This window comes from Paraburkholderia sp., from assembly GCF_036488505.1.
In the GTDB taxonomy this organism is placed as follows: domain Bacteria; phylum Pseudomonadota; class Gammaproteobacteria; order Burkholderiales; family Burkholderiaceae; genus Paraburkholderia.
Window position 1 is genome coordinate 1 of sequence record NZ_DASXHN010000448.1, and the last position, 22,924, is coordinate 22,924.

General features: G+C 62.1%; 19 protein-coding genes and 1 pseudogene. 12 read left to right on the forward strand and 8 right to left on the reverse strand.

Going from position 1 to position 22,924, the window contains the following annotated elements:
• Positions 1–732: 732 nt before the first annotated feature.
• Together VGH68_RS25745 and VGH68_RS25750 are read left to right on the forward strand one after the other, a co-directional pair.
• Entirely contained in the window at positions 733–1,134 is a 402-nt protein-coding gene (locus tag VGH68_RS25745) for a YidH family protein (protein WP_331606536.1), read from the forward strand.
• A gap of 120 nt (positions 1,135–1,254) precedes the next feature.
• Positions 1,255–2,109, forward strand: a complete 855-nt coding sequence (locus VGH68_RS25750; RefSeq protein ID WP_331606537.1) for a hypothetical protein — start codon at positions 1,255–1,257, stop codon at positions 2,107–2,109.
• On the opposite strand, the gene VGH68_RS25755 is transcribed toward VGH68_RS25750, so the two are convergent.
• Positions 2,074–2,247 (reverse strand): DUF2950 family protein, encoded by a 174-nt coding sequence (locus VGH68_RS25755; RefSeq protein WP_331606538.1) that lies wholly within the window; start codon positions 2,245–2,247, stop codon positions 2,074–2,076. The two genes, VGH68_RS25750 and VGH68_RS25755, sit on opposite strands and share 36 nt — an antisense overlap.
• 668 nt (positions 2,248–2,915) lie before the next feature.
• Here VGH68_RS25755 and VGH68_RS25760 point away from each other — a divergent pair.
• Together VGH68_RS25760 and VGH68_RS25765 are read left to right on the forward strand one after the other, a co-directional pair.
• A complete protein-coding gene (locus tag VGH68_RS25760; protein ID WP_331606539.1) occupies positions 2,916–3,506 on the forward strand; it encodes a BPSL1445 family SYLF domain-containing lipoprotein in 591 nt (196 codons plus the stop codon).
• A gap of 154 nt (positions 3,507–3,660) precedes the next feature.
• Positions 3,661–4,422: a hypothetical protein gene (locus VGH68_RS25765; protein ID WP_331606540.1), complete on the forward strand. Its 762-nt coding sequence runs from the start codon at positions 3,661–3,663 to the stop codon at positions 4,420–4,422.
• A 137-nt stretch (positions 4,423–4,559) separates the two neighbouring features.
• Here VGH68_RS25765 and VGH68_RS25770 read toward each other — a convergent pair whose 3' ends face one another.
• Positions 4,560–5,504, reverse strand: a complete 945-nt coding sequence (locus tag VGH68_RS25770) for a DUF2950 domain-containing protein (protein WP_331606541.1) — start codon at positions 5,502–5,504, stop codon at positions 4,560–4,562.
• A gap of 26 nt (positions 5,505–5,530) precedes the next feature.
• Positions 5,531–6,730 (reverse strand): DUF3300 domain-containing protein, encoded by a 1,200-nt coding sequence (locus VGH68_RS25775; RefSeq protein WP_414696991.1) that lies wholly within the window; start codon positions 6,728–6,730, stop codon positions 5,531–5,533.
• A gap of 708 nt (positions 6,731–7,438) precedes the next feature.
• Here VGH68_RS25775 and VGH68_RS25780 point away from each other — a divergent pair.
• Positions 7,439–8,776: a transporter substrate-binding domain-containing protein gene (locus VGH68_RS25780; protein ID WP_331606542.1), complete on the forward strand. Its 1,338-nt coding sequence runs from the start codon at positions 7,439–7,441 to the stop codon at positions 8,774–8,776.
• A 222-nt stretch (positions 8,777–8,998) separates the two neighbouring features.
• Here the strand turns inward: VGH68_RS25780 and VGH68_RS25785 are convergent.
• The 3 genes and pseudogenes from VGH68_RS25785 to VGH68_RS25795 all read right to left on the reverse strand — a co-directional run.
• Positions 8,999–9,334 (reverse strand): annotated as a pseudogene (locus tag VGH68_RS25785) (MlaC/ttg2D family ABC transporter substrate-binding protein); the annotation flags it as partial.
• A gap of 61 nt (positions 9,335–9,395) precedes the next feature.
• Entirely contained in the window at positions 9,396–11,735 is a 2,340-nt protein-coding gene (locus tag VGH68_RS25790; protein ID WP_331606543.1) for a S53 family peptidase, read from the reverse strand.
• A gap of 743 nt (positions 11,736–12,478) precedes the next feature.
• Positions 12,479–12,697: a hypothetical protein gene (locus VGH68_RS25795; RefSeq protein WP_331606544.1), complete on the reverse strand. Its 219-nt coding sequence runs from the start codon at positions 12,695–12,697 to the stop codon at positions 12,479–12,481.
• 454 nt (positions 12,698–13,151) lie between these two features.
• On the opposite strand from VGH68_RS25795, the gene VGH68_RS25800 reads away from it, so the two are divergent.
• Entirely contained in the window at positions 13,152–14,303 is a 1,152-nt protein-coding gene (locus tag VGH68_RS25800; RefSeq protein WP_331606545.1) for a prolyl oligopeptidase family serine peptidase, read from the forward strand.
• A gap of 40 nt (positions 14,304–14,343) precedes the next feature.
• Here VGH68_RS25800 and VGH68_RS25805 read toward each other — a convergent pair whose 3' ends face one another.
• Complete coding sequence (locus VGH68_RS25805; RefSeq protein ID WP_331606546.1) at positions 14,344–14,631, reverse strand: DUF1330 domain-containing protein; 288 nt, start codon at positions 14,629–14,631, stop codon at positions 14,344–14,346.
• A gap of 562 nt (positions 14,632–15,193) precedes the next feature.
• Here VGH68_RS25805 and VGH68_RS25810 point away from each other — a divergent pair.
• From VGH68_RS25810 to VGH68_RS25835, 6 genes are all read left to right on the forward strand, one after another.
• On the forward strand, positions 15,194–16,321 hold the full coding sequence (locus VGH68_RS25810) for a sugar ABC transporter substrate-binding protein (RefSeq protein WP_331606547.1): 1,128 nt from the start codon (positions 15,194–15,196) through the stop codon (positions 16,319–16,321).
• 36 nt (positions 16,322–16,357) lie between these two features.
• Complete coding sequence (locus tag VGH68_RS25815; RefSeq protein ID WP_331606548.1) at positions 16,358–17,908, forward strand: sugar ABC transporter ATP-binding protein; 1,551 nt, start codon at positions 16,358–16,360, stop codon at positions 17,906–17,908.
• The gene (locus tag VGH68_RS25820) at positions 17,905–18,885 is read left to right on the forward strand and encodes an ABC transporter permease (RefSeq protein ID WP_331606550.1); all 981 of its coding nucleotides are present in this window, start codon (positions 17,905–17,907) and stop codon (positions 18,883–18,885) included. The genes VGH68_RS25815 and VGH68_RS25820 overlap by 4 nt, the downstream gene beginning before the upstream one ends.
• Entirely contained in the window at positions 18,882–19,868 is a 987-nt protein-coding gene (locus VGH68_RS25825; protein ID WP_331606551.1) for an ABC transporter permease, read from the forward strand. The genes VGH68_RS25820 and VGH68_RS25825 overlap by 4 nt, the downstream gene beginning before the upstream one ends.
• Positions 19,869–20,095: 227 nt before the next feature.
• Positions 20,096–20,773, forward strand: a complete 678-nt coding sequence (locus VGH68_RS25830) for a heavy metal response regulator transcription factor (RefSeq protein WP_331606552.1) — start codon at positions 20,096–20,098, stop codon at positions 20,771–20,773.
• Positions 20,773–22,230, forward strand: coding sequence for a heavy metal sensor histidine kinase (locus tag VGH68_RS25835; protein ID WP_331606553.1), 1,458 nt, complete (start codon positions 20,773–20,775; stop codon positions 22,228–22,230). The genes VGH68_RS25830 and VGH68_RS25835 overlap by 1 nt, the downstream gene beginning before the upstream one ends.
• Before the next feature lie 43 nt (positions 22,231–22,273).
• Here the strand turns inward: VGH68_RS25835 and VGH68_RS25840 are convergent.
• Positions 22,274–22,924 (reverse strand): efflux transporter outer membrane subunit (locus VGH68_RS25840; RefSeq protein ID WP_331606554.1); only part of this gene is annotated, 651 nt, incomplete at its 5' end.

Here is a 22,924-nt window from a genome sequence, read left to right on the forward strand (position 1 = left end):
CCGGTGTTTTTCGTTGGGATACAGCGCCTCTTTCGACAGGAAAAAGCAGTATTTGCAGTCGATGTTGCACGTTGATCCGCTCGGCTTGGCCAGCAAATGGAAGCATGGCGGCGCATCCGACGGCCGGATGTCAGGCGTCTGGTGACCCTTCATACACGCTGTTGAATCGCCAGACGGCAACGTGGCTTGCATCGCCTTAACCCCTATTGATTGTCAGAATGTGAAAAGATGGCCCGCGCCGCCCGCCAGGCGCCTAGACATTGAAGTGGGCAGCTCTCCGGAACAAAAAGGTGAAAGACACAAACGTGATTGATATTTAAGGCAGGTTGTGTCCGGAATGCAAACGCAATTTCGTGATTTTCTGATTAAGGCGCATTGCGCGAACTTGTTGCCTGGGTTCATGAGGTCAGTTCGCACACCGTTGAAGCGCGCAAAGCGTCGAGATCAGCAACACCGCGGACATCGAACGTATAGAAACAGCTACATAAGTAGCGCCACTGTCGAAACTGTTCACTTCGTCATTCAGGCCCGGATCTGAGCGGTCTCCTTCCATATGAGCGTCGTTTCGGACTATCAACGAGCGCATAGGCATGCCTTCCAAGCTGGAGAGCTCGCAATCGTGCGTCACATGCACTAGATTAACGTTGACGCATGTGGGCGCGTTGATCGTCGTTTGCGACAGTCAGCCGGAATTCTCTGCTGCAAACCGGCAACGAATATCCGGAGAACGGTGTGGCTAACGTGGAAGCGCGCTCAGCGAACCAATTGGCCGAGGATCGGACCGACCTCGCGACGACGCGCACGTTGATGGCGGCTGACCGTACCTTGATGGCGTGGATTCGTACCGCGCTTTCGATGATCAGCTTCGGCTTTACGATCTACAAGGTGCTACAGGGATTTACAGAAGCGGGCGTGCATCTGGCCCATCCGCATAGCCCCCGGACCGTGGGCCTCTTTCTCACGGGGATGGGCACGGTCTCAATGGTAATGGGAACGATCGAGTACTGGCTAACCATCGTCGGACTGCGTCAGTATCAGCCAGTCAGCATCTGGCGGCCCACTTTTTTCGTTGCGTTGGTTATGGCCTGTTCCGGTAGCTTCGTCTTTCTAAGCATCATCATAAGGTTGCTCTGAGCGGCCACGAGGCGCAGTGTGCTGCCCAACTGCGCCGGCCGGGTTCGCCGATGAATGCCTTATCGGACAGATTGCAGTTCGATCTCGTGGTCGCAGTATCTGTTGGAAGGTGCCAGTGCCGTGACTGAAACCCTGATGGTCCTGCTGAAGGTTTCCATTGCTGTGCTTATCGCCGGCGTCGGTGCCGGGACTTCGCCTTCCGAGCTGACCTATTTATGGCGGCGGCCTGGGCTATTACTGCGCTCTCTCACAGCAATGTATCTGGTGGTTCCCGCGGTCGCGTTCGGCCTTGTGCTGATCATTCCCGTCGAACCGGGGGTGAAAGCGGCGATGCTGGTGCTCGCCGTCTCTGCGGGAGCCCCGCTGCTGCCCCGAAGGCTCAAGAACCTGAATAGTCAGCAATACATCTTTAGTTTGCTCATCACGTCCTCGCTCGTCGCCATTGTCGCCGTGCCAGTGTGGGCCGCCATGCTGGACGCCTACTTCGACGCCACCGTCGAGCTGTCCCTAAGGACGGTCGTGTCGGACATTGCTGAAGCCGTTCTGCTGCCGATCATGATCGGCATGGCGGCGCGCGCCATGTTTCCGTCCTGGTCGGAGCGCCTTTCGGACCGGGTGCTCATGATTGCCGGAGTTGTCCTTGCGGCGTCCGGCGTCGTCCTGCTGGTCGTCCATAGGGAGCACCTGGTGGGACTTACCTTGCCAGGCGTACTCGCGCTCGCGGCGCTGATGATATTCGCGCTATTCATCGGTCATCTTTTTGGCGGACCCGAGCCGGACAACCGATCAGCGCTGGCCATCGCCTGCGCAACCCGGCACGTTGGCATTGCGCTGATCGTCGCCACCGAGTTCGTCGGTGCGAAAACGCTCGTACTTGTCATTGCATACTTCGTCACCGCCTTCACAGTTTCGAGCATCTACCTGACATGGCGACGACGCTCACAGCAAGCAGGCAACGCAAGGCTTCACCCCTGACCACCAGCCCTGTGGATGGAACGACTCCCGCCGCGACGCCATGCGTGCGATTTGCGGACCAAGACCCTTCTGATAGAGCTGGCCGTCCTGATCGACAAGCAAAGCCACGGCGCCTGTCGTACCGTATGTGACCGGCACGCTGCGGTTATGCTGTCCCTGTCGAGCACGTCGTTGTGCTTATAGTCCTGCGCGCCTCCCATGCGTTGCTCGCGTTCGCGCGTCGGCTGATGACTGTTTTCAGCGATAGCTGCGCAGCTGCTCGGTCGCGATCTTGCGCGGTGCCATTCTCTGCAATGCGACAGCGCCGTTCTGGAAGGGTTGTGAATCGACCCATACTGTTAGCGCGGTACGCTGTTGACCGATATAGGACCAAGGTCCAATTGGACCGCGATGGGCGGTTCACATATTATCAACGCTCAAGTCTTGATTCCATCAGCGAGATCTCCTGCTATTTCAGCGTTGAGGGCAAGCGCCTCTGACTGAATATAAGAATGCCGGGGCGCATATCGAGCATTCTTTAGATCGATTTGCGACCTCGCGCAATGTAACCGGTGACGCGCTCTCCGTCCCAAGGCGTTAAGGACTATCCTGGCGCACAGACGGCAGCGCCATGAATCCGGTTAGATGCCCGACCGGCCCAGCAATCGGTCGTTCGCGAATCGCTAAGGTTAACTCAGGTTGTTCGAGCGATCGAGATTGGGCGGAGCCGGATGAGGTGACCCGGCGACTGGTATGCAAAAACTGTTCTACGCCGAATCTTTGCTAGTTCCGCTTCTGAATCACAAGCTACCCTGTTGGAGGGCACGATGCAGAGAAGAACTTTTATGCGGGGCGGTGCAGCGACTACGCTGATCCTGACCGGCGTCGGCGTTGCGGGTTGCACGATGACAGGAAATCAGGCACCGACCGCCGCCACCGATACCTCGAAGAAGCAGTCAATCGACGCAAGCGTCGACGGCACAATGTCACGCCTCTATTCAACTGTTGGGGGTTCGCGAGAACTTGTGGGCAAGTCGCAGGGCGTGCTCGTTTTCCCTTCCGTAGTGGAGGTCGGCTTCATCGTTGGCGGACAGTACGGGGAGGGCGCCCTACGTGTCGGCGATGCGGCCGCGGGCTACTACAGTACGGTATCAGCTTCGTTCGGCCTGCTCGCTGGAGCCCAGTCGAAGTCACTCATCTTCCTGTTTATCACCCAGGAAGCTCTGACGAAGTTTCGTAGTTCGGCGGGGTGGACGGCCGGTGCCGATGCATCGGTTGCACTGTTGAAAGTCGGCGCAAACGGCGCGCTAGATACAACGACAGCCACAGCACCGGTTGAAGCAATTGTGCTCACCAACGCCGGTCTGATGGGCGATCTATCGCTCGAAGGCACTAAGGTTTCACCCCTGAAGATCTGAAGCAATGCCTATCCCGCAGTCATCCGTCATCAAGCCACAGGGCTGACGATGATGCAAGAAACACGCCCGAAGTCAGTGGCACGCGCGATGTGACTGCGGGCCCCGGTCTTTTTCACGACCGCGGACCCACGCTCTGCTGGTGAGGATCGCTTCTATGGAATGCACACATGTCAGCATTGCAATCTGCGCATTGATTGCCGCCACGCCAGTGAATGCACTTGCCCAAGCGTCATCGGACGCCTGGGCTTTCGAAGCGACCCCCTATTTCTGGGCCGCCGGATCGAGCGGGTGGGCGCGCATCGGCGCGAGAACGCCGGCGGTCAATCTCGACGCCAGTTTCTCCAATGTCTGGCGAAACCTCGATTTCGGAGCAATGGGTACGTTCGAAGCGCGCAAGGGTCGGTGGGGGATCATCTTCGATATGGTCTACGTCGATCTTTCCAAAACGTCCGATCCTCTAGCGGGCGGCGCTCTGGGTACCGTTCGGCTCAAGGCCAATCAGGCGATCGTCCAGGCGGCGGGCGCCTATCGGGTGCTCGACAGTCCGACGACGCCCGTCGACGTGCTAGCAGGCGTGCGCTATACGCATATTGATGCCAGCACCACTCTCTCCTCGAGTCGTTTGCTTCCGAATGGCGACAGTCACAGCGACAGCGTAGGCTGGACCGATGGTTTCGCGGGGATCCGGGCAGCTTTTGCATGGACCGAGAGGTGGTCGGTCGTCGGCTATGCTGATGTCGGAGCCGGTGGGACGAAGCTTTCCTGGCAGCTTCTCGGAAGCATCAACTACAACGTCTCGAAGACGTTCGTCGCAAAGGCTGGGTATCGCGTGATCAGCATGAACTATGACCAGTCCAAGTTCCTTTACGACATCAAGACAGCTGGGCCGTTCATCGGAGTTGGCATCCGGTTCTAATGCTGGCGAGCCGCTATGATCTTCGCAAGAACGATGAAGAACAGGAGGCGAACGCAAATCACTCAGGTCGCTGAATAAAAGCCGCTTCAATCCAATGACCGACACATGTTCAGGCCCAACACGCGCGATGAAACCGGTTAAGGCTTGACCGGCGCCCAGGACGGCGCGGGATCGAACGATCTGAGCGTCCCAGCGATGCGCGCGGTTTGTGGCCCAAGGTCCCGCTGGTAGAGTTGGCCATCCTGATTCACGATGAAACTCATCACTCCCGTCGTGCCATAGCGAACAGGCCATGCGATAAGTGCATAACCTATAGTCATCTCTCCGTTGATCACGTAGTTCCTCGGACCGTCTTTTGCATGCATGCCCTGCGTCGTGAGAATCCGATAACGATAGCCGTGATAGCCGTCGCGCGAGAAAGTAGCGCTTTCAGGCATCGCGGCCGCAAGAGGACCCAGTGGACTTGCGGCTTCACCGGGACGAACCGGCCAGTACAGTCCGTCACGCTGGCCCGGCGTGCTGACAAGACGCTGCGCGTAATGACCGGTTAACGCATGGTAGTCGCTCTGCGCGTCCAGGTAAGCCAGCGATGACATCATCGCGGCTCGCTCGTTGCGGACAAGCCGGCGCGTGAACAGTTCGTCCGTTGCGGCCGCCGTATCGAAGTGCCAGCCGCGCGAGGTCTGCACAAGTGGGATCGGCAATGTCCAGTCGCTGTTGCCGACCTCTACACGAGCAGTTGGGCGCCCTTTATGCGGTCCTTCCTCCAATACAATCTTGTGACCCTGCGCCCATGCACCGAGGAAATCGTAGATATCGTCTTGCACGACGTCTTGCGCTGGGATCAGTTGATGGTAGTTGCGTCCTAACACATGCTTCATCGAATCCTCGTCGCTGGCGGCGAGCGCATTGACAAACGCATTCGCAGCAGCGTCCGGCGTTCGATAGATAGCCTGTGCGCCTGCTGGCGGTGTCACCGCTAGCAGGGCCGACAAGACGAGAAGCGCACGGGCTGCGCGGATAGCACAGATGAACCTCGAGGCGCGTGCATAAGGTCTGCATGTGGACATAAAGCGGAGCATCACATTCTCCTCGAGCGGTTCAATCGTTATCGGCGGAAATGACCTCCGAAACCACCGCCGCCTCCGCCTCCGCCAAACCGGTCTCCGCCCCCGGACCTGCCGCCCCCGAAGTTGTCGTTGGCCAACGTTGCGCGGCTTGCATCGCCACGCTGCATGTCCTGGCGGGCGGCGTCACCGTCCCCGGCACCGCGTAGCGCGTTGCTGCGGTTCGCGTAGTCAGCGCTATTGCGCAGATCGCTAGTGTTGTAGCCACCTTTATCGATGCCCTGCAGTCGCTGGCTGGCCGAGCCGCTCATATTTTCGCCAGTGCGGCTCTGTAGCGTTTGCATCGCCTGGGCACGTGAGCTGTCATAGCCGCGGTACGCATTGTGTTGCACGCTGTTCAGGTCCCCTGCATTGGCGTGAACGCTGGTATTTCGGTTCCAGTTCGTTGTACCGCCGCTTGCATTGAGGCGGTTATTGACATTGATGTTGTTGTAGTGGTTGACATTCACATTGACGCTGTGACTGTTCCAGTCGAAACCACCCCAAAGCGAGTTGGTCACGGCGATGCCAGCTCCAAACGCGAGGCCCGCAGCGAAGCCCGTTGCGACCGCGTATCCAGGCGGGGGCGGAAGATACACGGGCGGATACCCAGGGTAAAGCCAGGGCCCATAGACAGACGCCGGGTTGTAGGTAGGCACATACACGACCTGCGGGTTCGCGGGCTGGATCTGAACCGTGTTCTGTACGACGATCACCTTTTGCTGTTCGCTCGACTTCAGATTGCCCGCCTGCTGCGCCTGCTTGCGCAGCCGTTGAATGGAATCCATAACGTCGTTTGGATGCGCAAGAAAAGCATCGCCGGTCTGTTTGACCCAGTCCGGTTTGGATGCCATCGTCGCCAGCACCTGCGGAAACGCGACCAGCGATTGCACACTCGGATCCCACGGTTGCGACGCGACAGCTTTCACCGCGGCGTCGCCTGACATTTTGACATTGGCCTTCGACCATGCTGCGGCGGCCTGAACTTGCTGAGGGAATGTCGTCGCCATCAGCACCTGAGCAAGTAGCGCATCGGGGTACAGCGCTATCGGGGCGGTCAGCGAATCGAGCTGCTGATTCGACGGTCCAGCTGCGCTTTGCGCGTAGGCTGAATAGGGTGCTGCGGCGCCGACGGACAGCGATAGAACAATCGCTGCGCAAAGCACGAGTGCCGCTCCCGCGTGTTCTCCGTTTACTCTCACGATCAAAGCCTCCCGCGGTGGGCAGTGCGGCATTTGCCAAAACACAAACCTGCTCGCCCCGAGGCGACCGTTGCGACGCTTCGTTGCGGGCTTTGAATTGAGAACCTCTGATGCGTTTGTTAGCTCACCAAGCCCGGCGCTCCCGCACCGGATGTTTATAGGCATGCTGCGGATTCCGACAAACTGTATTTATATGCAACGTCAGGAAGTGCCGCTATTGGACTAAGGGCCTATGGAGGGAATATCCGCCTCGACGTTATCCTCCTGTAGCGCAGCATTGAATATCGCGTCCGTTCGGTATTGCAACTAATTCGCTATGCGCATCCGTACATGCGCGAGTCTGTCAGAAGCCAAGCTGGCGGGCGCAGCCGAACGCCGTGGACAACGGCACGGATGACTAGGTGTGTGTACCATCTCCCCACCTCCTTGCACTGATATGAGAAAACAAGGGAGGCCTGATGCACCGGACCGTTGCCATATGCAGTCCGGTTCGTATGCGACCGGGCTACAGGTGCACTCACCCCTGGGAGACGTTCGTTGGACAGGATATCGAAAGGGTTGCTCAGTGCCTTGGGGCGTCTCACCCTGTTGTCGATGGCAATCGCAGCCGTTCCGGCCACGCGCGGACCCACGATAGTAAGAAGCAACGCCGAAACCGACCGTAGCGTTGCGACCTGCCGGATCTGCGCGTTGCCCCGTGGCGATAAGATGCGCCCGACTTCGCCGGATCTGGCCGGCATCGCAACCGTCGCCGCTTCGGGCATGACGGCGGCGGCACCCCCGAACTTCAAGGGGATTGCGAGTGCTGGCGGGAACCGCGATGCGGACAAAGCGGACCTTGTCGACGGCCGACTGCGAGACTTCATGCATTCGCCGACGTCATCGGTAGGGACATCTTCAAAATCTGGACGGGACATTGAACGTGTGACGTTCAGCAGACTCCGATTGAATGTCCGCTCGGCAACCGTACGCTGCGGGCGTTTCTGCAGCGCCGGCCAAACGCTTCCAGTGACTTACCTGGCGACAGGTCCTTCTGCAACCGCCAGAGATCGCCCGTTACGAGTGGTGATTGCCGCCACTGCACCATTCGTGCTGCCGCAGACCGATCTGCCGGCCGGTTTCAGCATTGACCTATGGAATGAAGTGGCGAGTCGATTGCACGTCCAATTCGCGTGGGGTTCGGTTCCGACACAGTCGGATTTGCTGCGTTCGGTTCAGCGGGGAGATGCAGATGTCGCAATAGCCGCTATCACGATGACACCGGAACGCGAGAAAATGGTCGATTTCTCGCTGCCGTACTTCGACTCTGGACTACAGATTATGGTGCGTGCGCGGAACGAAAGTGCGTTTCTGGAGACTTTCCGTTCGATTCCCTGGCGAGCCATTGGCCAGCTTTTGTGCGTGGCAGCCATCCTCGTCTTCCTTCTCGCCAACCTGCTCTGGCTGGTCGAACGCAAGCACGATCGGAGTTTTCAGAAGCCCTACGTACGGGCGTTAGGAGAAGGTCTATGGGGGACCATCTTGATCATCGCAACGGGAGAGCACGGCGAACGCGACGCCGCCAACATATGGAAACGCATGTTGGTGCCCGCAATGTGGTTGATCGGCGTCGTGTTGATCGCCCAACTTACGGCAACTGTGACCTCGTCTCAAACAGTGACGCAGCTTCAGTCAAACATTCAGGGTCCGGGCGATCTGCCGGGCAAAGCGATTGGCACTGCGGCGGGCACAATTGCCGCAGATTACCTCACGCAGCGTGGCTTGCCATTTGTCGATGTGAAGACAGCTGCAGACGGAATCCGGATGCTTACTCAAGGCGAGTTGCAGGCAATTGTCTATGATGCTCCGACGCTCCAATATTGGGCCGCAAAGCGCGGCAACGGTATATTGATGGTCGTCGGCCCGATATTCCGGCCTGAAAAGTACGGAATTGCCCTGGCGGCCGGCAGTACGTTACGCAAACCGATCAACGAAGCGCTGCTCGCCATGTACGCGGACGGGACGTATGAAAAGATCTACGGGAAGTGGTTCAGGCAGGGGAAGTAGATGCCGCGTACGAGGTTAGTCACTCGAACAGAGTTGCGCCCACGTCGACTCCACAAGGTGTTGCAGTAACGGGCCGCTACTTGCCCGGCACGGACATGGCATTCGCTGACTCCCGTTCAAAGGCAGCTTGTAGGCTGGATCGGCCGTTCGAATGACGGATGTATCTGCTGGGTGAGCGGCAGCTCCTGGCCGGTAAGCGCCCGCCGCCATCATCCGCAGCGGTCACTTACCGAACTTGCCCGAACCGAGCTGCTGGTTGCGCTCAGCAAGAAACTGGATAAGACCGTCAGCACCGCTCTCCTTGATCTTGTCACTGAACTGCTGGCGATATGTCTGGATGAGCCAGACGCCGAGCACATTCAGGTCATACAACCGCCAGCCCTGCGGCGTGCTGTACAGCCGCTAGTCGATCTCTGCTGGTTCGCCGTTCCTGGTCGCGACCGTGCGCACCACCACGTCCGTATCGGTTGGAGCGATGTGTATCGGCGGGTAGTCGATCCGTTGGTCTGGACGGAGCTGACCGATAGCACCCGAATAGGTGTGGATCAGGAGCATCTTTTCACCCACTGCGCGCCGCAACGTCGCCGGCAGCGACGTTGCGGCAGCGCGGCGAGTCGGCTCAGCGCGTGCCGATCGTCACCACCAGATTCGCCTGCGAGCTGAGCCCCGCCGAATCGACCGCGGTCAGCGTCAGCGTGTAGGTTCCGGCGACCGGGTGCCGCCATTTGGCAACGAGACCCGGCCCGCTCTCGACCAACACCATGCCGGACGGCGCGCCTTTGATGTCGACCGTCACGTTGTCCGCGCCTGGGTCCTCGATACTGATCACGCCGCTGACCGCGCGGCCCTCAACACCGCTGATCGGCGCAGCCGAGATCGCGGGGCCGGTTGCCGCGGACGAGATCCGCACGCTCATCGTCGACGAACCGGACTGGCCGTTGCTGGTGTCGGTTGCCTTGACGCTGACGCTATACGTGCCCTTGGCGGGCGTTTTCCAGCTGATCACGCCCGCGCTGCTGATCGACATGCCCGAAGGCGCGCCGCTGAGCGAGAACCTGACCGGATCGGCCGCACTGACGTCGACCTGATAGCTGAGCGGCTGTTTCGCCTGACCCACGATCGTCGCTGCCTGCACGACCGGCTTCGATGCCGCGACGACGGTCACGTTCGCACTCGCGCTGCCCGTCGAGCCGGTGACCGTATCCTTCGCGGTCACGGTCACCTTGTAAGTGCCGGCGACCGGCCGCGCCCATGTCACCTGACCGGAACTATCTATGCTCATGCCCTGTGGTGCATTCGCGAGCGACCAGCTGAGCGCGTCCGACGAGCTGGCCGACACCGTGAACGACAGTGCGCTGCCCGCCGTACCCTTGACCGTCGCGGCCGACACGACCGGCGGTGGCGCGTTGGACACGCCGAGCGTCGACAGCAGGCTGCCGACCACCGGTGTGCCGAGCCCCGACGGCTGATCGTAGCCGGTATGGGCCGAGCAGCTCGTGCAATAACCGTCGTTGCCCGAAGTGACGTCGTAGAACGCGGTCGCGTACAGACCCGCGTCGGTCGAGACGGTGTCGTACAACTGCGTCTGCGCGAGGCCGAGTGCGCCGAGACTGTTGCGCGCCCGCTGCGCATTGGCGACGGCGACGATGCCGGCCCACTGCGGGGTCGCCAGACTGGTGCCGCCGACGCTGTACCAGCTCGGCGCGGCCGCGTCGGGCGTGATGACTGCAACGTACTGACCGGTGAACGGATCCGCATTGAACGATACGTCGCCAACCGATCGCTTCGTCAGCATGCCGAGGCCAGGCACCGACGTGTTCTGGTATGCGGGTGCCGCGGTGTACTGACTAATGCCGCCGCCGGTACCCGACCACACCGTTTCGTTTTTGGTGGTGCCGTCGTAGCTAAGATGGGTGCCGCCGACGGCTAGCACGTTCGGCGACACGGACGGCCATTCGACGCCGGTGCCGTTATCGCCGGTAGCGGCCACGTAGGTCATGTTCGCGTGCTTGAACGCCGAGTCGACGGAGCCGGTCCACGAACCTTCGGGTGCGCCGAAGCTCATCGACAGGACGCCGGGCCCCATCGCGTTCGCGAGGTTGACCGCCGCGGTCAGGGTGCCGGTCGACGCATCCGGCGCCTGGATCAGCACGATGCGCGCAAGCGGCGCGGTAGCGTGGACCCACTGCACGTCGAGCGCGATTTCGGTGGCCCACCCTGAGTCGTACGACGGCGCATTCGACGTCATCGCGCCGCTGGTCGTCGAGTTCACGACCGAGAACTGGCACGCGTTGCTGCCAGGGGCCGCGAGCGGCAGCGACGCGTTCGGCGCGATGGTGGTCGTCGTGCAGTCCGGCAAGCCGAATTTCTGGTCGAACGCCGCAAGTTCCTTGACGATGTTCGGATCGCTCATCGCGTCGATCACGTAAATCGTCTGGCCGGCGCCCATTTGCGCGGCCTCGCTCCCGCTCAGATTGCTCCATGACGATGGCAGCGGCGGTAGCTGATAGGCCGCGCGAATCTGCGCCGGCGTATACGTCGTCACCTGGGTTGAATTCGACGCCGCCCGCGCAGTGTGCGTGGCGTACCGCGCAATCGTTTGCGGCGTCAGCTGCGCAAGCGACACGACCGCCGTTGTGGACATCGACGCTTGCATGGCAGGCGGCTGATTGGCCGACGCGAACGGCGCCGTGCTGTCGATGTTGGAAGGCGCGTTCAACACCACCGGGGCCGTGTAGAACGCAGGCTTCACCAGCGTGCTCGCCACCGTGCTCGACAGCGGCGACAACGACACCGAAGTCGTGCCTGACGACGTGTCGGCGAGCTTCACGGAGTTCGTGCCGCTCGACGCCGTCGAGTCGTCACTGCCGCCGCATCCCGCCAGCAGTAGCGGCGCGAGGGCTGCGGTCACAAGGGTGGCACGCGTGAGCGTGCACCGAACCGGTCGGATAGTTTTCATTTCGATCGTCCTTCTGCGGGAGGCTGGACCGGAATTACCAGCACAGGTGGAGAAACCACGGAGGCGGGCAGATCGGGCGCGCGTCGCTGCCAGCCGCTTGAACAGGTCTGTACGGACGGGTAGTAGCCGGGCGGTTCGGCGCACCAGAGTCTGACGCTTGCAGGTGGCTGGGCAGAAGGTGGAACGGGCGATGTCTGCGCTTGCGAGCTGCATGCGCCTAATCCGGACACCAGCGCGCAGGCGGCGCAGATTGCCGTGACGATGCCACGTGAGCGATTCGACCCTGCCCGCGCGTTACGTTTACCTAATGAAATGGAACGGGCTGCCGGCCTCGCGAAATAACCAGAGAATTGAGCGTGCTCGTCGATTTCAACAAGCCCGATAGCAATCCGATTGAGCTGGATCATCGTTGTTCGCGTCTCATTGAATACAGGGTTGGGGCGCACAAAGCGATGATTGGCCTGCCGGCACCGCGCGAGAGGTTGATGGCCATTCGCGGGTTAATTGCCGGACAGACGGTGAGAGGACCTTACCATTTTTTATGGGACGGGAATAAGCGCATGCAGCGCGCGAAAACGGGGCCGCATTTTCAGCCCCTACGGCGCGCCGCTTGGACGTGTGGATAGTAGGGATTGTCCTTAAAAAAGAAGGGCCGCGCGGCGTATCACTAAACACGAACGTTCGATCCCGCTGTTTCTCTTCGGCCCCATCCGTCTGGAGAATGACGAATCGTTGCACGCGACCTAAGCCGAGTTTTCGTCGCACCACTGAATCGCCCAGCGCTTCGCCGCCTCAATAGCATCCGCGTCAGACGAATAATTTCCGAGGTCGCCCGAGTACTTCACTTCAACGGCATCGCCGCCCACCGGGGCGCGCCGATAGATCTTTGCGCGGCCGTAATAGTGGCCGCCTTCGTCAAGAGGTGACGCGTCGATGTGGAATTCTCGGTAGTCGAAATGCATGGCTATCTCCAAACGGTTGGCCTACTCGTCGTCGCGTCGGACAAGCTGGACCTGTTCGTCACCGCGCAGGGCGCTGTGTCACTCGTCGGCCCAAAAAAAACGCTTTGCGACCGATATGTACATCGTAGGCAGTAACCGCCAAGCGCGCTGACCGACCACGAGCTGCCAATGAAGGCCCCGCGGCGCGATCGGGTCGTTGGTGTAAATCGGTCGTTTGAAAGAGTCTTCGACTTTGCCGTTTTGACCCCGCGCCTCTGACTCACGATTGCAACTGCCGCGGGAGCGATTTTTGCTATGGCGGTGGTACTGCCGGGCGCATCACATGCGTTGAAGAGCTGTCCGCGCTTTGCCGATGACTCGTGCTACCGAGGCTTAGGCACGAGCGGGATACAACCTATGCTTCGACGGACGGATCGATGTTGCTAATTCATTGCACGCCGAAGAGGAGACGACAATGATGACGTTTGCTTCAGGTCTGCGGTTAGCGTCGGCAGTCGCGTTGGCGATCGGCGTTGCCGGGTGCGGTGGCGATTCGGCAGGTAAGGATGGCGGTGCAATGGCAGCATCGGCACAGGCGAAGGCGTTAGCCGCCATGTCGAACCCGACCGCGCAGACGCCGAAGATCGAGAGACTTCAGCGCTATCAGATCGACCCGACGAAGGTCTTCGTCGCGGGCATCTCGTCTGGCGGTTTCGCGGCAGTGCAGATGCACGTTGCCCATTCTTCGACCTTCAAAGGGGCCGCTGTCTACGCGGGCGGAGTGTACTGGTGCGCGGCCGCCGGAGGCGCCGCAAGCGCTTTGGCAAACTGTGGCGGCTTGACGCTTCCGTCGAATCAGGCGTCATACAACAGCACCCTTGTGGCATCCGAGAGGTACCTGGACGCGCAATCGTTCCTCGGCACCATCGATCCGGCGACGAATCTGCGCGGACAGCCCGTCTACCTCTGGTCCGGCACGCAAGACCAGGTTGTCAATCCGCTCGAGATGGCCGACCTCAACTCGGAATACCAGCGTTATGGAGCCAATGTTCGCTTCGACAATTCGTATCCCGCCGAGCACGGCTGGGAATCGCCCGACGGCGAACTTGCGTGCGGCACGCTCGGGAGTCCCTACATGGTGCGCTGCTCGGCGAATGGCGCAGTCTACGATTCAGTAAAAACGTGGCTGACGATGTTCGTCGGCCCATTGAAACCGCGCAATAACGGAAAGCTGTCGGGTACGCTGTCCGCATTCGATCAAACGGAGTTCGGGGCGTCGCCCAAGCTTTCCATGAGTTCGACGGGGAGCGTTTTTGTTCCGAAAGCCTGCGCGCAAGGGAGCAAGTGTGGATTCGTGCTCGCCCTTCACGGCTGTCTGCAGGAGGCGTCGCTTATCGGAAACCGCTGGGTCACCGAGGCGGGCATCAATGAATGGGCCGACACGAATAAGCTGGTGGTCGTGTATCCCGACACGATTGCGTCGTCTGCGCCGGGGCCGACGAACCCGAATGCATGCTTCGACTGGTGGGGCTACTCCAATCAATACGACCCGAACTACGCGCTAAAGAGCGGCTTGCAGATGTCGGTGCTCTACGCGATGGTGCAGCGCGTAACTGGCCGACCATAGGGCCGTCGAGCACCGGTTTTTGACGTTCGGCAAACGGAGGTCACACGCCTTCGACGAGAACAGCGCGATAGCGTGCGCCCTTGAACCGGTGCTGCGCGACTTCCTGGTAAGCCGGGCTGTCGTACCACGCGCGTGCGGCCGCAGTCGACGGAAACTCCGCGATCACGACGCCCTGTGGCCCTTCGCCCTCGAGAACCTGTTGAGGTCCGTAGGCAGCCAGAATCTTGACAGGATGACCTTTGAAAGTCTCGCCTACCTTGCTTTGGTAGATGTCAAGCTCACCCTGATCCTGCGTGCTTTCCTTCGTGAAGACTATGTAAGTCGGCATGGCGTACGCTCCTAGGTAGTGTCGTGGTGCGTACGATGATGCCACGAAACGGCATCAGGCTTCGATACGCAGCGTTGGTGCAGATGCCGACGGTCAGCTGTGCGAGAGAACCACCGGATCTTCCCAAACGGACTCTCTCACGTCGACCGTCGCTAGTTCTCCGGCAACCTCGAAGGCACGACGGGCACGACGGTCTGCTCATTGTCGGCCTGCGAGCAGAACATCTGCTACGCGAAGAAATCGCGCTCTACAGGCGACAGATGTTCGATGGTCCCCGCCGCTTTCAGCCCGATCGAGCCGTGCACCGGGCGCACTGGTAAACCACTATCGCGTGCCGATCGGTATGCCAGTAGTGTCGGATCAGGAGGCGTCCGCGCACGCCCTCCGTCTCACTTCGAGGGGGCGCCTTTGAAGAACTCATTCCGCTGGCTCGGCAAGTCCGATTCAGTCCCGCCGTAGCACATCCGCGAAGCTCCCTGCGTTACGTACACCGCGTCGGCGATTCACGACGAGCCATGTGCGCCGGCAGTCGGTCAGTCCAATCCAGAAAACAGGAGACACCATGCTTTCAGCAATCCAGTTGCTTCGAGCGGCGGCGACCGCCGCATTGGCGCTGTGCGGGGGCGCGGCTTTCGCGCAGGCATCGATCGTTTCCGGGCCGCCCAGCGATCCGTCCTGCATGGTCCCATGGAAGACCGACACGAAGTTCGTCAAGTATCCGAAGAAGAGCGGGCCTTACCGGATCGCGCTGGTGAACGGCTATATCGCGAACACCTGGCGTATCCAGATGATCAAGACGGCCAAGGCCTATACGGCGCAACCCGCCGTCGCCGCCAAGCTGAAGGAATTCAAGGTCGTCTCGACCGGCGAGGACGTGCCGGCGCAGATCTCGGCCGTCAACAACTTCATCGATGCCGGTTATGACGCGATCGTCGTGGATGCGCAGAACCCGACCGCGTTTGGACCCGCGATCCGCCGCGCGAAGAAGGCCGGTGTCGTGCTGGTCGCGTTCGACAATACGCTCGACAGCGAAGACGCGATCAACGTCGACGTCGACCAGTACGGGCTCGGCGTGCTGTGGGCCAAGTGGCTCGCCGGCCACCTGCCGAATGGAGGCAAGCTGCTCGAGGTCCGCGGGGTGGCGGGCACGTCGGTCGACACCGACCGGCACAATGGTTTCCATAACACATTGAACGGGACCAGCAAGAAGTGGGACGTCATCGAGGTCTACGGTAAGTGGGACGATGGAGTCGCGCAGAAGGCCGTCGCCGACGCGATTGCGGTGCAGGGCCATTTCGATGGAATTTCAGCGCAGGGCGGCGACACGGGCGTCGTGCGCGCGATGACCGATGCCAAGCATCCTTTCGTGCCGTTCGGCGGCGAGACGGAGAACGGCTTTCGCAAGTTGTGCGCGCAGTATGGGAGCCAGGGCCTGAAGTGCACGTCGGCGGGCAGCGGTCCCGCTCAGGTGGCCGTGGCGATCAAAACGGCGCTCGCCGCACTGGACGGCCAGACGATCCCGGTCGCAATCAAGCTGCCGCTCGATGTCACCGACGATTCGAAGCTCAAGGCGGGCGTCAACTATTTCCCGAACGAGTCCGACAACTTCTTCGTCGGCAACTCGTTCCCGACTTGCGGCATCAATTTTTCCGCGCAGGAAATCATGAAGCAAAGCCAGGGCAACCAGTAGTCGGGTGACGGCCCGCGACGTGATGGGAGACGAAGCATGCGGCACGACGAACAGCAGCCGATCTTTCAGATGTCCGGCGTGTCGAAAAGCTACGGCGGCGCCGTCGCGCTGGATCATGCGGAGCTGACGGTGCGCAGCGGACGCATCCACGCGATCCTCGGCGAGAACGGCGCGGGCAAGTCCACGCTGCTGAAGGTGATGTCCGGCGTCGTGCAGCCGGACGCGGGCACGATGCACCTCGATGGCCGTGGCGTATCGTTCGCGTCGCCCGCCGCGGCGAATGCGGCCGGCATCGTCTGCGTGTATCAGGAGCTGTCGCTGATCCCTGACCTGAGCGTGGCGGACAACATCTTCGCTTCGCACCCGCCGCGACGCTTCGGCATGATCGACCGCCGGACCCAGCGCCGCCAGGCCGAGGACGCGCTCGCGCGCGCGGGCGCGGCCGACATCAATCCGCTCGCGAAAGTCCGGGACCTGCCGCTGTCGCGCCAGCAGATGGTCGAGCTCGCGAAGGGGCTGGCGCACGAGCCGCGCATCCTGATCCTCGACGAGGCAACCTCGGCGCTGACCGCGGCCGACGTGGCGCGCGTGATCGAAGTGCTCAAACGCCTGCGCGAAGAGGGGCTCGCGCTGCTGTTCATCTCGCACCGGATGCACGAGGTGAAGGCGCTCGCGGACGAATGCACGGTCTACCGGAACGGTCGTCATGTGATGAGCTTCGAGGCGGGCACACGCTCCGACAGCGAGGTCATCGAAATGATGATCGGCCGGGAGTACCGGCATGCATTTCCGGACAAACCCGAGCGCCGCCTCACCGCGGAGCCGGTTCTCGCCTGTCGAGACCTCGCGTGGAACGACAGGCTGCGGGGCGTCAGCTTTTCGTTGCGGCGCGGCGAAATCCTCGGGCTGGGTGGCCTCGACGGGCAAGGTCAGCGTGAACTGCTGCTCGCGTTGTTCGGCGTGTTGCGCGGTTGCGCGGGCAAGATCGAGATAGGCGGCAAGGCGGTGTCGATCGGGAGCCCCGTGGTGGCGCGCTCGAACCGGATCGGCATGGTGCTGATTCCGGAGGACCGCAAGACCGAAGGGCTGATGCTGCCGATGTCGGTGCGCGAGAACCTGTCGTTTGCCTCACTCGATCGCATGTCCACCGCGGGCGTGATCGATCGCGACCGTCAGCAGTCGTTCATCGACCGGATGATGGAACTCCTCGCGATCAAGTCATTCGACGTCGACGCGCCCGTGGGCTCGCTGTCGGGCGGCAACCAGCAAAAGGTGGTGATCGCGAAGTGGCTGATCCGCGAGCCGGGAATTCTGCTCCTCAGCGACCCGACGCGCGGCATAGACGTCGGCACGAAGCAGGAGATCTATCAGTTGCTCAGGCGCCTCGCAGACGCAGGCGCTGCGATCCTTTTCTATTCGACCGACTATGACGAGCTGATCGGCTGCTGCGACCGCGTGCTGGTGCTGTACGAAGGCAGGATCAAGAAGGAACTCGTCGGCTCGGCGATCACCGAGCAGAACCTGATTGCAAGTGCACTGGACCTGCCAGTCGGGCAGCTTTCGCCTTCCACGGGAGTGGCGCTATGACCGGACTGCGTTACTGGTATGCGGAAAATCGCGGGGCGACGTTCGCGTTCGGCGTGTTCGTTTTGATGTTCGCGATCTACCTGTTCAACTATCCGTCGACGTTGTCGGCGAACGTGTTTCAGACCGCGGCGAACAAGGCGGTGCTGCTCGCGCTGGTGTCGATGGGGCAGGCGCTCGTCGTGCTGACGGCCGGCATCGACCTGTCGATCGGCATGACGCTCGTGCTGACGAATTGCCTGGCATCATGGATCGTCACCGGCGACGCGCTGCACAGCGCGCTCGGCGTCGCCGGCGTGCTCGCGGCGGGCGCGCTGTGCGGCGCGCTCAACGGCGTCATCATCATTTTCGGCCGTCTGCAGCCGATCGTCACGACGATCGCGACGGGCGCCGTCTACTTCGGACTGGCGCTGCTGCTGCGCCCGGTTCCCGGCGGATCGGTCAACGAGGACCTCGCCGACGCGCTGACCGGCAAGGTCGCCGGCGTGGTGCCGGCGAGCCTGCTGATTCTGCTCGCCGCTGTGCTGGTCGTCTGGATTCCATTCAAAAGCTCGGCGGTCGGGCGCGCGGCGTACGCGACCGGCTCTTCGGAATCCGCGGCGTTCCTGTCGGGCATGCCGATCCGCCGCGCGAAGTTCGCGAGCTACACGCTGGCCGGCTTGCTCGCTGCGATTGGCGGCCTGTTTCTGACCTTCTTCACGGACACGGGCGAGGCGAGCCTCGGCAGCGCCAACTCGTATACGCTGTTTTCGATCGCCGCCGTGGTCATCGGCGGGGTGTCGCTGCTCGGCGGCAAGGGCAGCGCGATCGGCGCGATCTTCGGCGCATTCGCATTCCGCTCCATCGGCGACCTGCTGTTCGTGTTCAACGTCGACGCGTTGCTGCAGCCGCTATTCCAGGGGGTGATTCTCCTGCTCGCTGTCGCGATCGGCGCGTGCGGGCTGTTCCGGGTGCGCAACCGTCTGGAGTGGTTCCAATGACCGACGTTTCCGCAACCAGCTGGAGCGCGTTCGTGTCGCGGCTCACGCGCAGAATCGACCGGCCGATCGTGGTCGCGTTCGCGTGCATCGTCGCGCTGCTGCTGGTCGGCGGCATGTATTCGCGCAGCTTCATGTCGCCGGAGTACATCCTGCTCCAGTTGAAGGTCGGCGCGTTCCTCGGCATCATTGCGACCGGCCTGATGATGGTGATCCTGCTCGGACATATCGACCTGTCGCTGCCGTGGACGATCACAGTCGGCGCGATGATGGCGTGCGCCGTCGCGGGGCACGGCCAACTCGGGCACGTCCTCGCAATTCCGGCCGGGATCGGATGCGGCGTGCTGATAGGCGTGTTCAACGGTATCCTCGTCGCGATCCTGCGTATTCCTTCGATGATCGCGACGCTCGCGACCAATGCAGTCGCGCAGGGCATCATGATCGTCTACACCGGGGGATCGTCGCCGCAGGATTCCGCGCCCTACGTGATGCGATGGCTCGCCGCGGGCTGGCTGGTACCGGGCGTGCCGAATGCCGTCGCGCTGTGGGTGCTGATCGGCGGCGCCACGATGTTCCTGCTGTCGCGGACCACCTTCGGTCGCACGCTGTACGCGATCGGCAACAGCGAACGCGCGGCTTATCTTTCCGGCATCAATACGCGGCGCGTGACAGTGGCCGCCTTCGCCGTGTGTAGCGCGTTCGCGGCGTTCGGCGGCGTGCTGCTCGCCGGTTATGCGTCGAAAGCGGCGCAATCGATGGGCGATGCTTACCTGTTGCCGGCGATCGCGGCGGTCGTGCTCGGCGGCACGTCGATTCTGGGCGGCCGGGGTTCGTACCTGGGCACCGTGGCCGGCGCGATCCTCATTACGCTGCTGCAGTCGATCCTCTCGGTCGCGCAGATGCCCGAGGCGGGGCGTCAGATCATCTACGGCGTGGTGATCGCGGCGATGCTGCTGCTCTATGGGCGCAGCAAGCGGGAGGCGTAGGAACAAGCGCCTGTCGCACTGTGATGGCCCGTGCCCTTCGCGCCCCGCGACACAGGCCGTTTAATGGCGGTCAGCACCAGGTGAAAGCCGGCTCTCGCGGGCCAATTCGAATGCCGCTGCGTTGCCGCGCAGCGGCGGATGGCGATCGTCTGAGCCCGCGCACTGTTGTTGCTGCTGCTGTTGCCGTTGACGGTATGATTTGAAATCAACGCAACGCGGAGCAAAAGATGCGAATCCTGGTCATCGAGGACGAGCTGAAAACAGCGGCCTATCTGAAGAAAGGCCTCGAAGAATCCGGCAACGCGGTCGACGTCGCGAACGACGGTCCGCAAGGGCTGCTGCTCGCGCAGGAAGAAGAGTATGACGTGATCGTGCTCGACGTCATGTTGCCCGGCATGGATGGCTGGACCGTCGTCAAGACCTTGCGCAGCACCCGTACCACGCCGGTGTTGTTTCTCACCGCGCGCGACGACGTCGACGACCGCGTGCGCGGCCTCGAACTCGGCGCGGACGATTACCTCGTCAAGCCGTTTGCGTTCGTCGAAATGCTGGCGCGCGTGCGCACGCTCGCGCGCCGTGGACCGCCGCGCGAAAGCGAACTGATCAAGGTGGGCGACCTCGAAATGGACGTGAACCGCCGGCGCGTCAAACGGGGCGGCACGCGCATCGATCTGACGCCGCGCGAATTCTCGCTGCTGCAACTGCTCGCGCGCCGCCAGGGCGAAGTGCTGAGCCGCACGCAGATCGCGTCCTACGTGTGGGATATGAACTTCGACAGCGACACGAACGTCGTCGAGGTCGCTATTCGCCGGCTGCGCACCAAGATCGACGACAACTTTCCCGTCAAGCTTATTCACACGGTGCGCGGCGTCGGCTATGTGCTCGAACTGAAGGACACTGCCTGATGCGCGGCCGTTCGCTTGCGGCGACGCTCGCGCTTGCATTCGGCGTCACCACGCTGGCGGTGTTCGTGCTGGTGGGCAGTTTTCTGTACCTCGGGCTCGAAAAGCAGATCAACGCGCAGGACGATCTCGACATCGTGCTGGCGGCGCGCCACGCACGGCGGCTGATGGAGGAGCTGGAGTCGGCGCAGGGCATTGACGAGCACGGCGAGCGGCTGACCAGCATCGTGCTAGGCAACGCAGCGATGTCGATGGAAGTGTTCGGCCCGGACGGCAACCGGGCGCTCGCACACAACATTGCTCAGACGTTCGCAAACCCGAACGCAGCGAGCGGCGCAGCGAGCGTTGCCGGATTGCCGCCGCTCGCGCGAGTAGCCGCCACCGCGCGCATCACCGAGGCCGACATTGGCGACTGGCACGGCCGCGCCGGCGCGCCGATCCGCGGCATTTTCACCGACGCGCGGCTGCGCAACGGCGACACGGCGAGCGTGCTGGTGGCGCGCAACATGAGCGACCGCTGGCTGCTGCTGGACCGTTACCGCGACACGCTGCACCTGGCTGGCGTGGCCGGTGTGCTGCTGGCGATGCTGCTCGGCTACCTGTTGATTCGCGCCGCGCTGCGGCCCTTGCGCGAGATCGCGGCGAGCGCGAGCCTCGTGACGGTCAATCGTCTCGATACGCGGATCGCGGTCGCGCGCGTGCCCCGCGAACTGGAGGCGCTGGTGACAGCGCTGAACGCGATGCTGGAACGCGTCGAGCAGGGCTTCCAACGGCTGTCGCGTTTCACCGCCGATCTAGCGCACGACATGCGTACGCCGCTCGCCAACATGCGCGGCGCCGCCGAAGTGGCGCTGGCCCGGCCGCGCTCTGTCGATGAATACGAGTCGCTGCTGGCGTCGAACCTGGAAGAGTGCGACCGCCTGGCGAGGATGATCGAAAACGTGCTGTTTCTCGCGCGAGCCGAACATCCTCAGTTCGTCAAACACATGCGCGAGTTCGACGCGGCGCGCGAGTTGACGCACATCGCCGACTACTTCGAAGGGATTGCCGAAGAAGCGAAGGTGCGCGTGCGCGTGAGCGGCGCGGCCACGCTGACGGCCGATCTCGAACTGTTTCGCCGGGCAGTCAGCAATCTGCTCGCCAACGCGATCCGCTATACGCCGCCGGGCGGCGAGATCGTGCTGGACGCGAGCGCTTCGTTCGATGCAGTGCGCGTCACTGTGTCGAACGAGGGGCAACCGATCGCCGCCGATAATCTGGAGCGGATTTTCGACCGGTTCTATCGCGTCGACCCGTCGCGCAGTACGCTGCCTTCGTCGGCTTTGTCGCAAGGCTCGACGGGTTCGACCGGGCTAGGGCTTGCAATCGTGCGCACGATCATGGACCTGCACGGCGGCTCGGTGCACGCCGAAAGCGATGCACGGAGCACACGCTTCGTGCTGACGTTCAAGCGCGGATGACCGCTCGCCGTAACGGCGAGCGGTCCAGCGCCCGAGTGGCGCTTTATCCCGGCGTTGCATGCTTCGTCGCGGTGGTGGCGGTGTCCAGCGGTTGATCGCCCCACGTGCCGCCCAACGCCTTCAGCAACAACACGCTCGACTCCAGTTGGCGGGCGGCGATCTGATTGGCGGTGATCTGATTCGTCAACGCGATCGTCTGCGCGGTCACGACGTCGAGATAGCTGACCGCGCCCGCGTTGAAGCGGTTCGTCGTGAGTCGCAAGGACAGATCGGCGGCCGTGGTCGCGCGCTGCTCGCTGGCGGCTTCGCCAGCGAGCGCGTGCAATGCGGACAGGTTGTCCTCGACCTGCTGAAACGCCACCAGCACGGACTGTCGATAGTCGGCGACCGTGCCGTCGTACTGCGCGTTCGCGCCATGTAGCGTCGCTCTCCGTTGGCCGCCGTCGAACAGCGTGCCGACCAGTTGCGAGCCGAGCGACCAGAACAGACTCGGCGCGCTGAGCCATGGCGCAAAGAACGTGCTCTCCAGTCCCACGCTCGCCGACAGCGTCAGATCGGGATAAAACGCCGCGCGCGCGACGCCGATTCGCGCATTGGCCGACGCCACCCGCCGTTCGGCGGCGGCGATATCGGGACGCCGCTCCAGCAATTGCGACGGCACACCGATCGGGATAGCGGGCGGCGACGCGAGCGA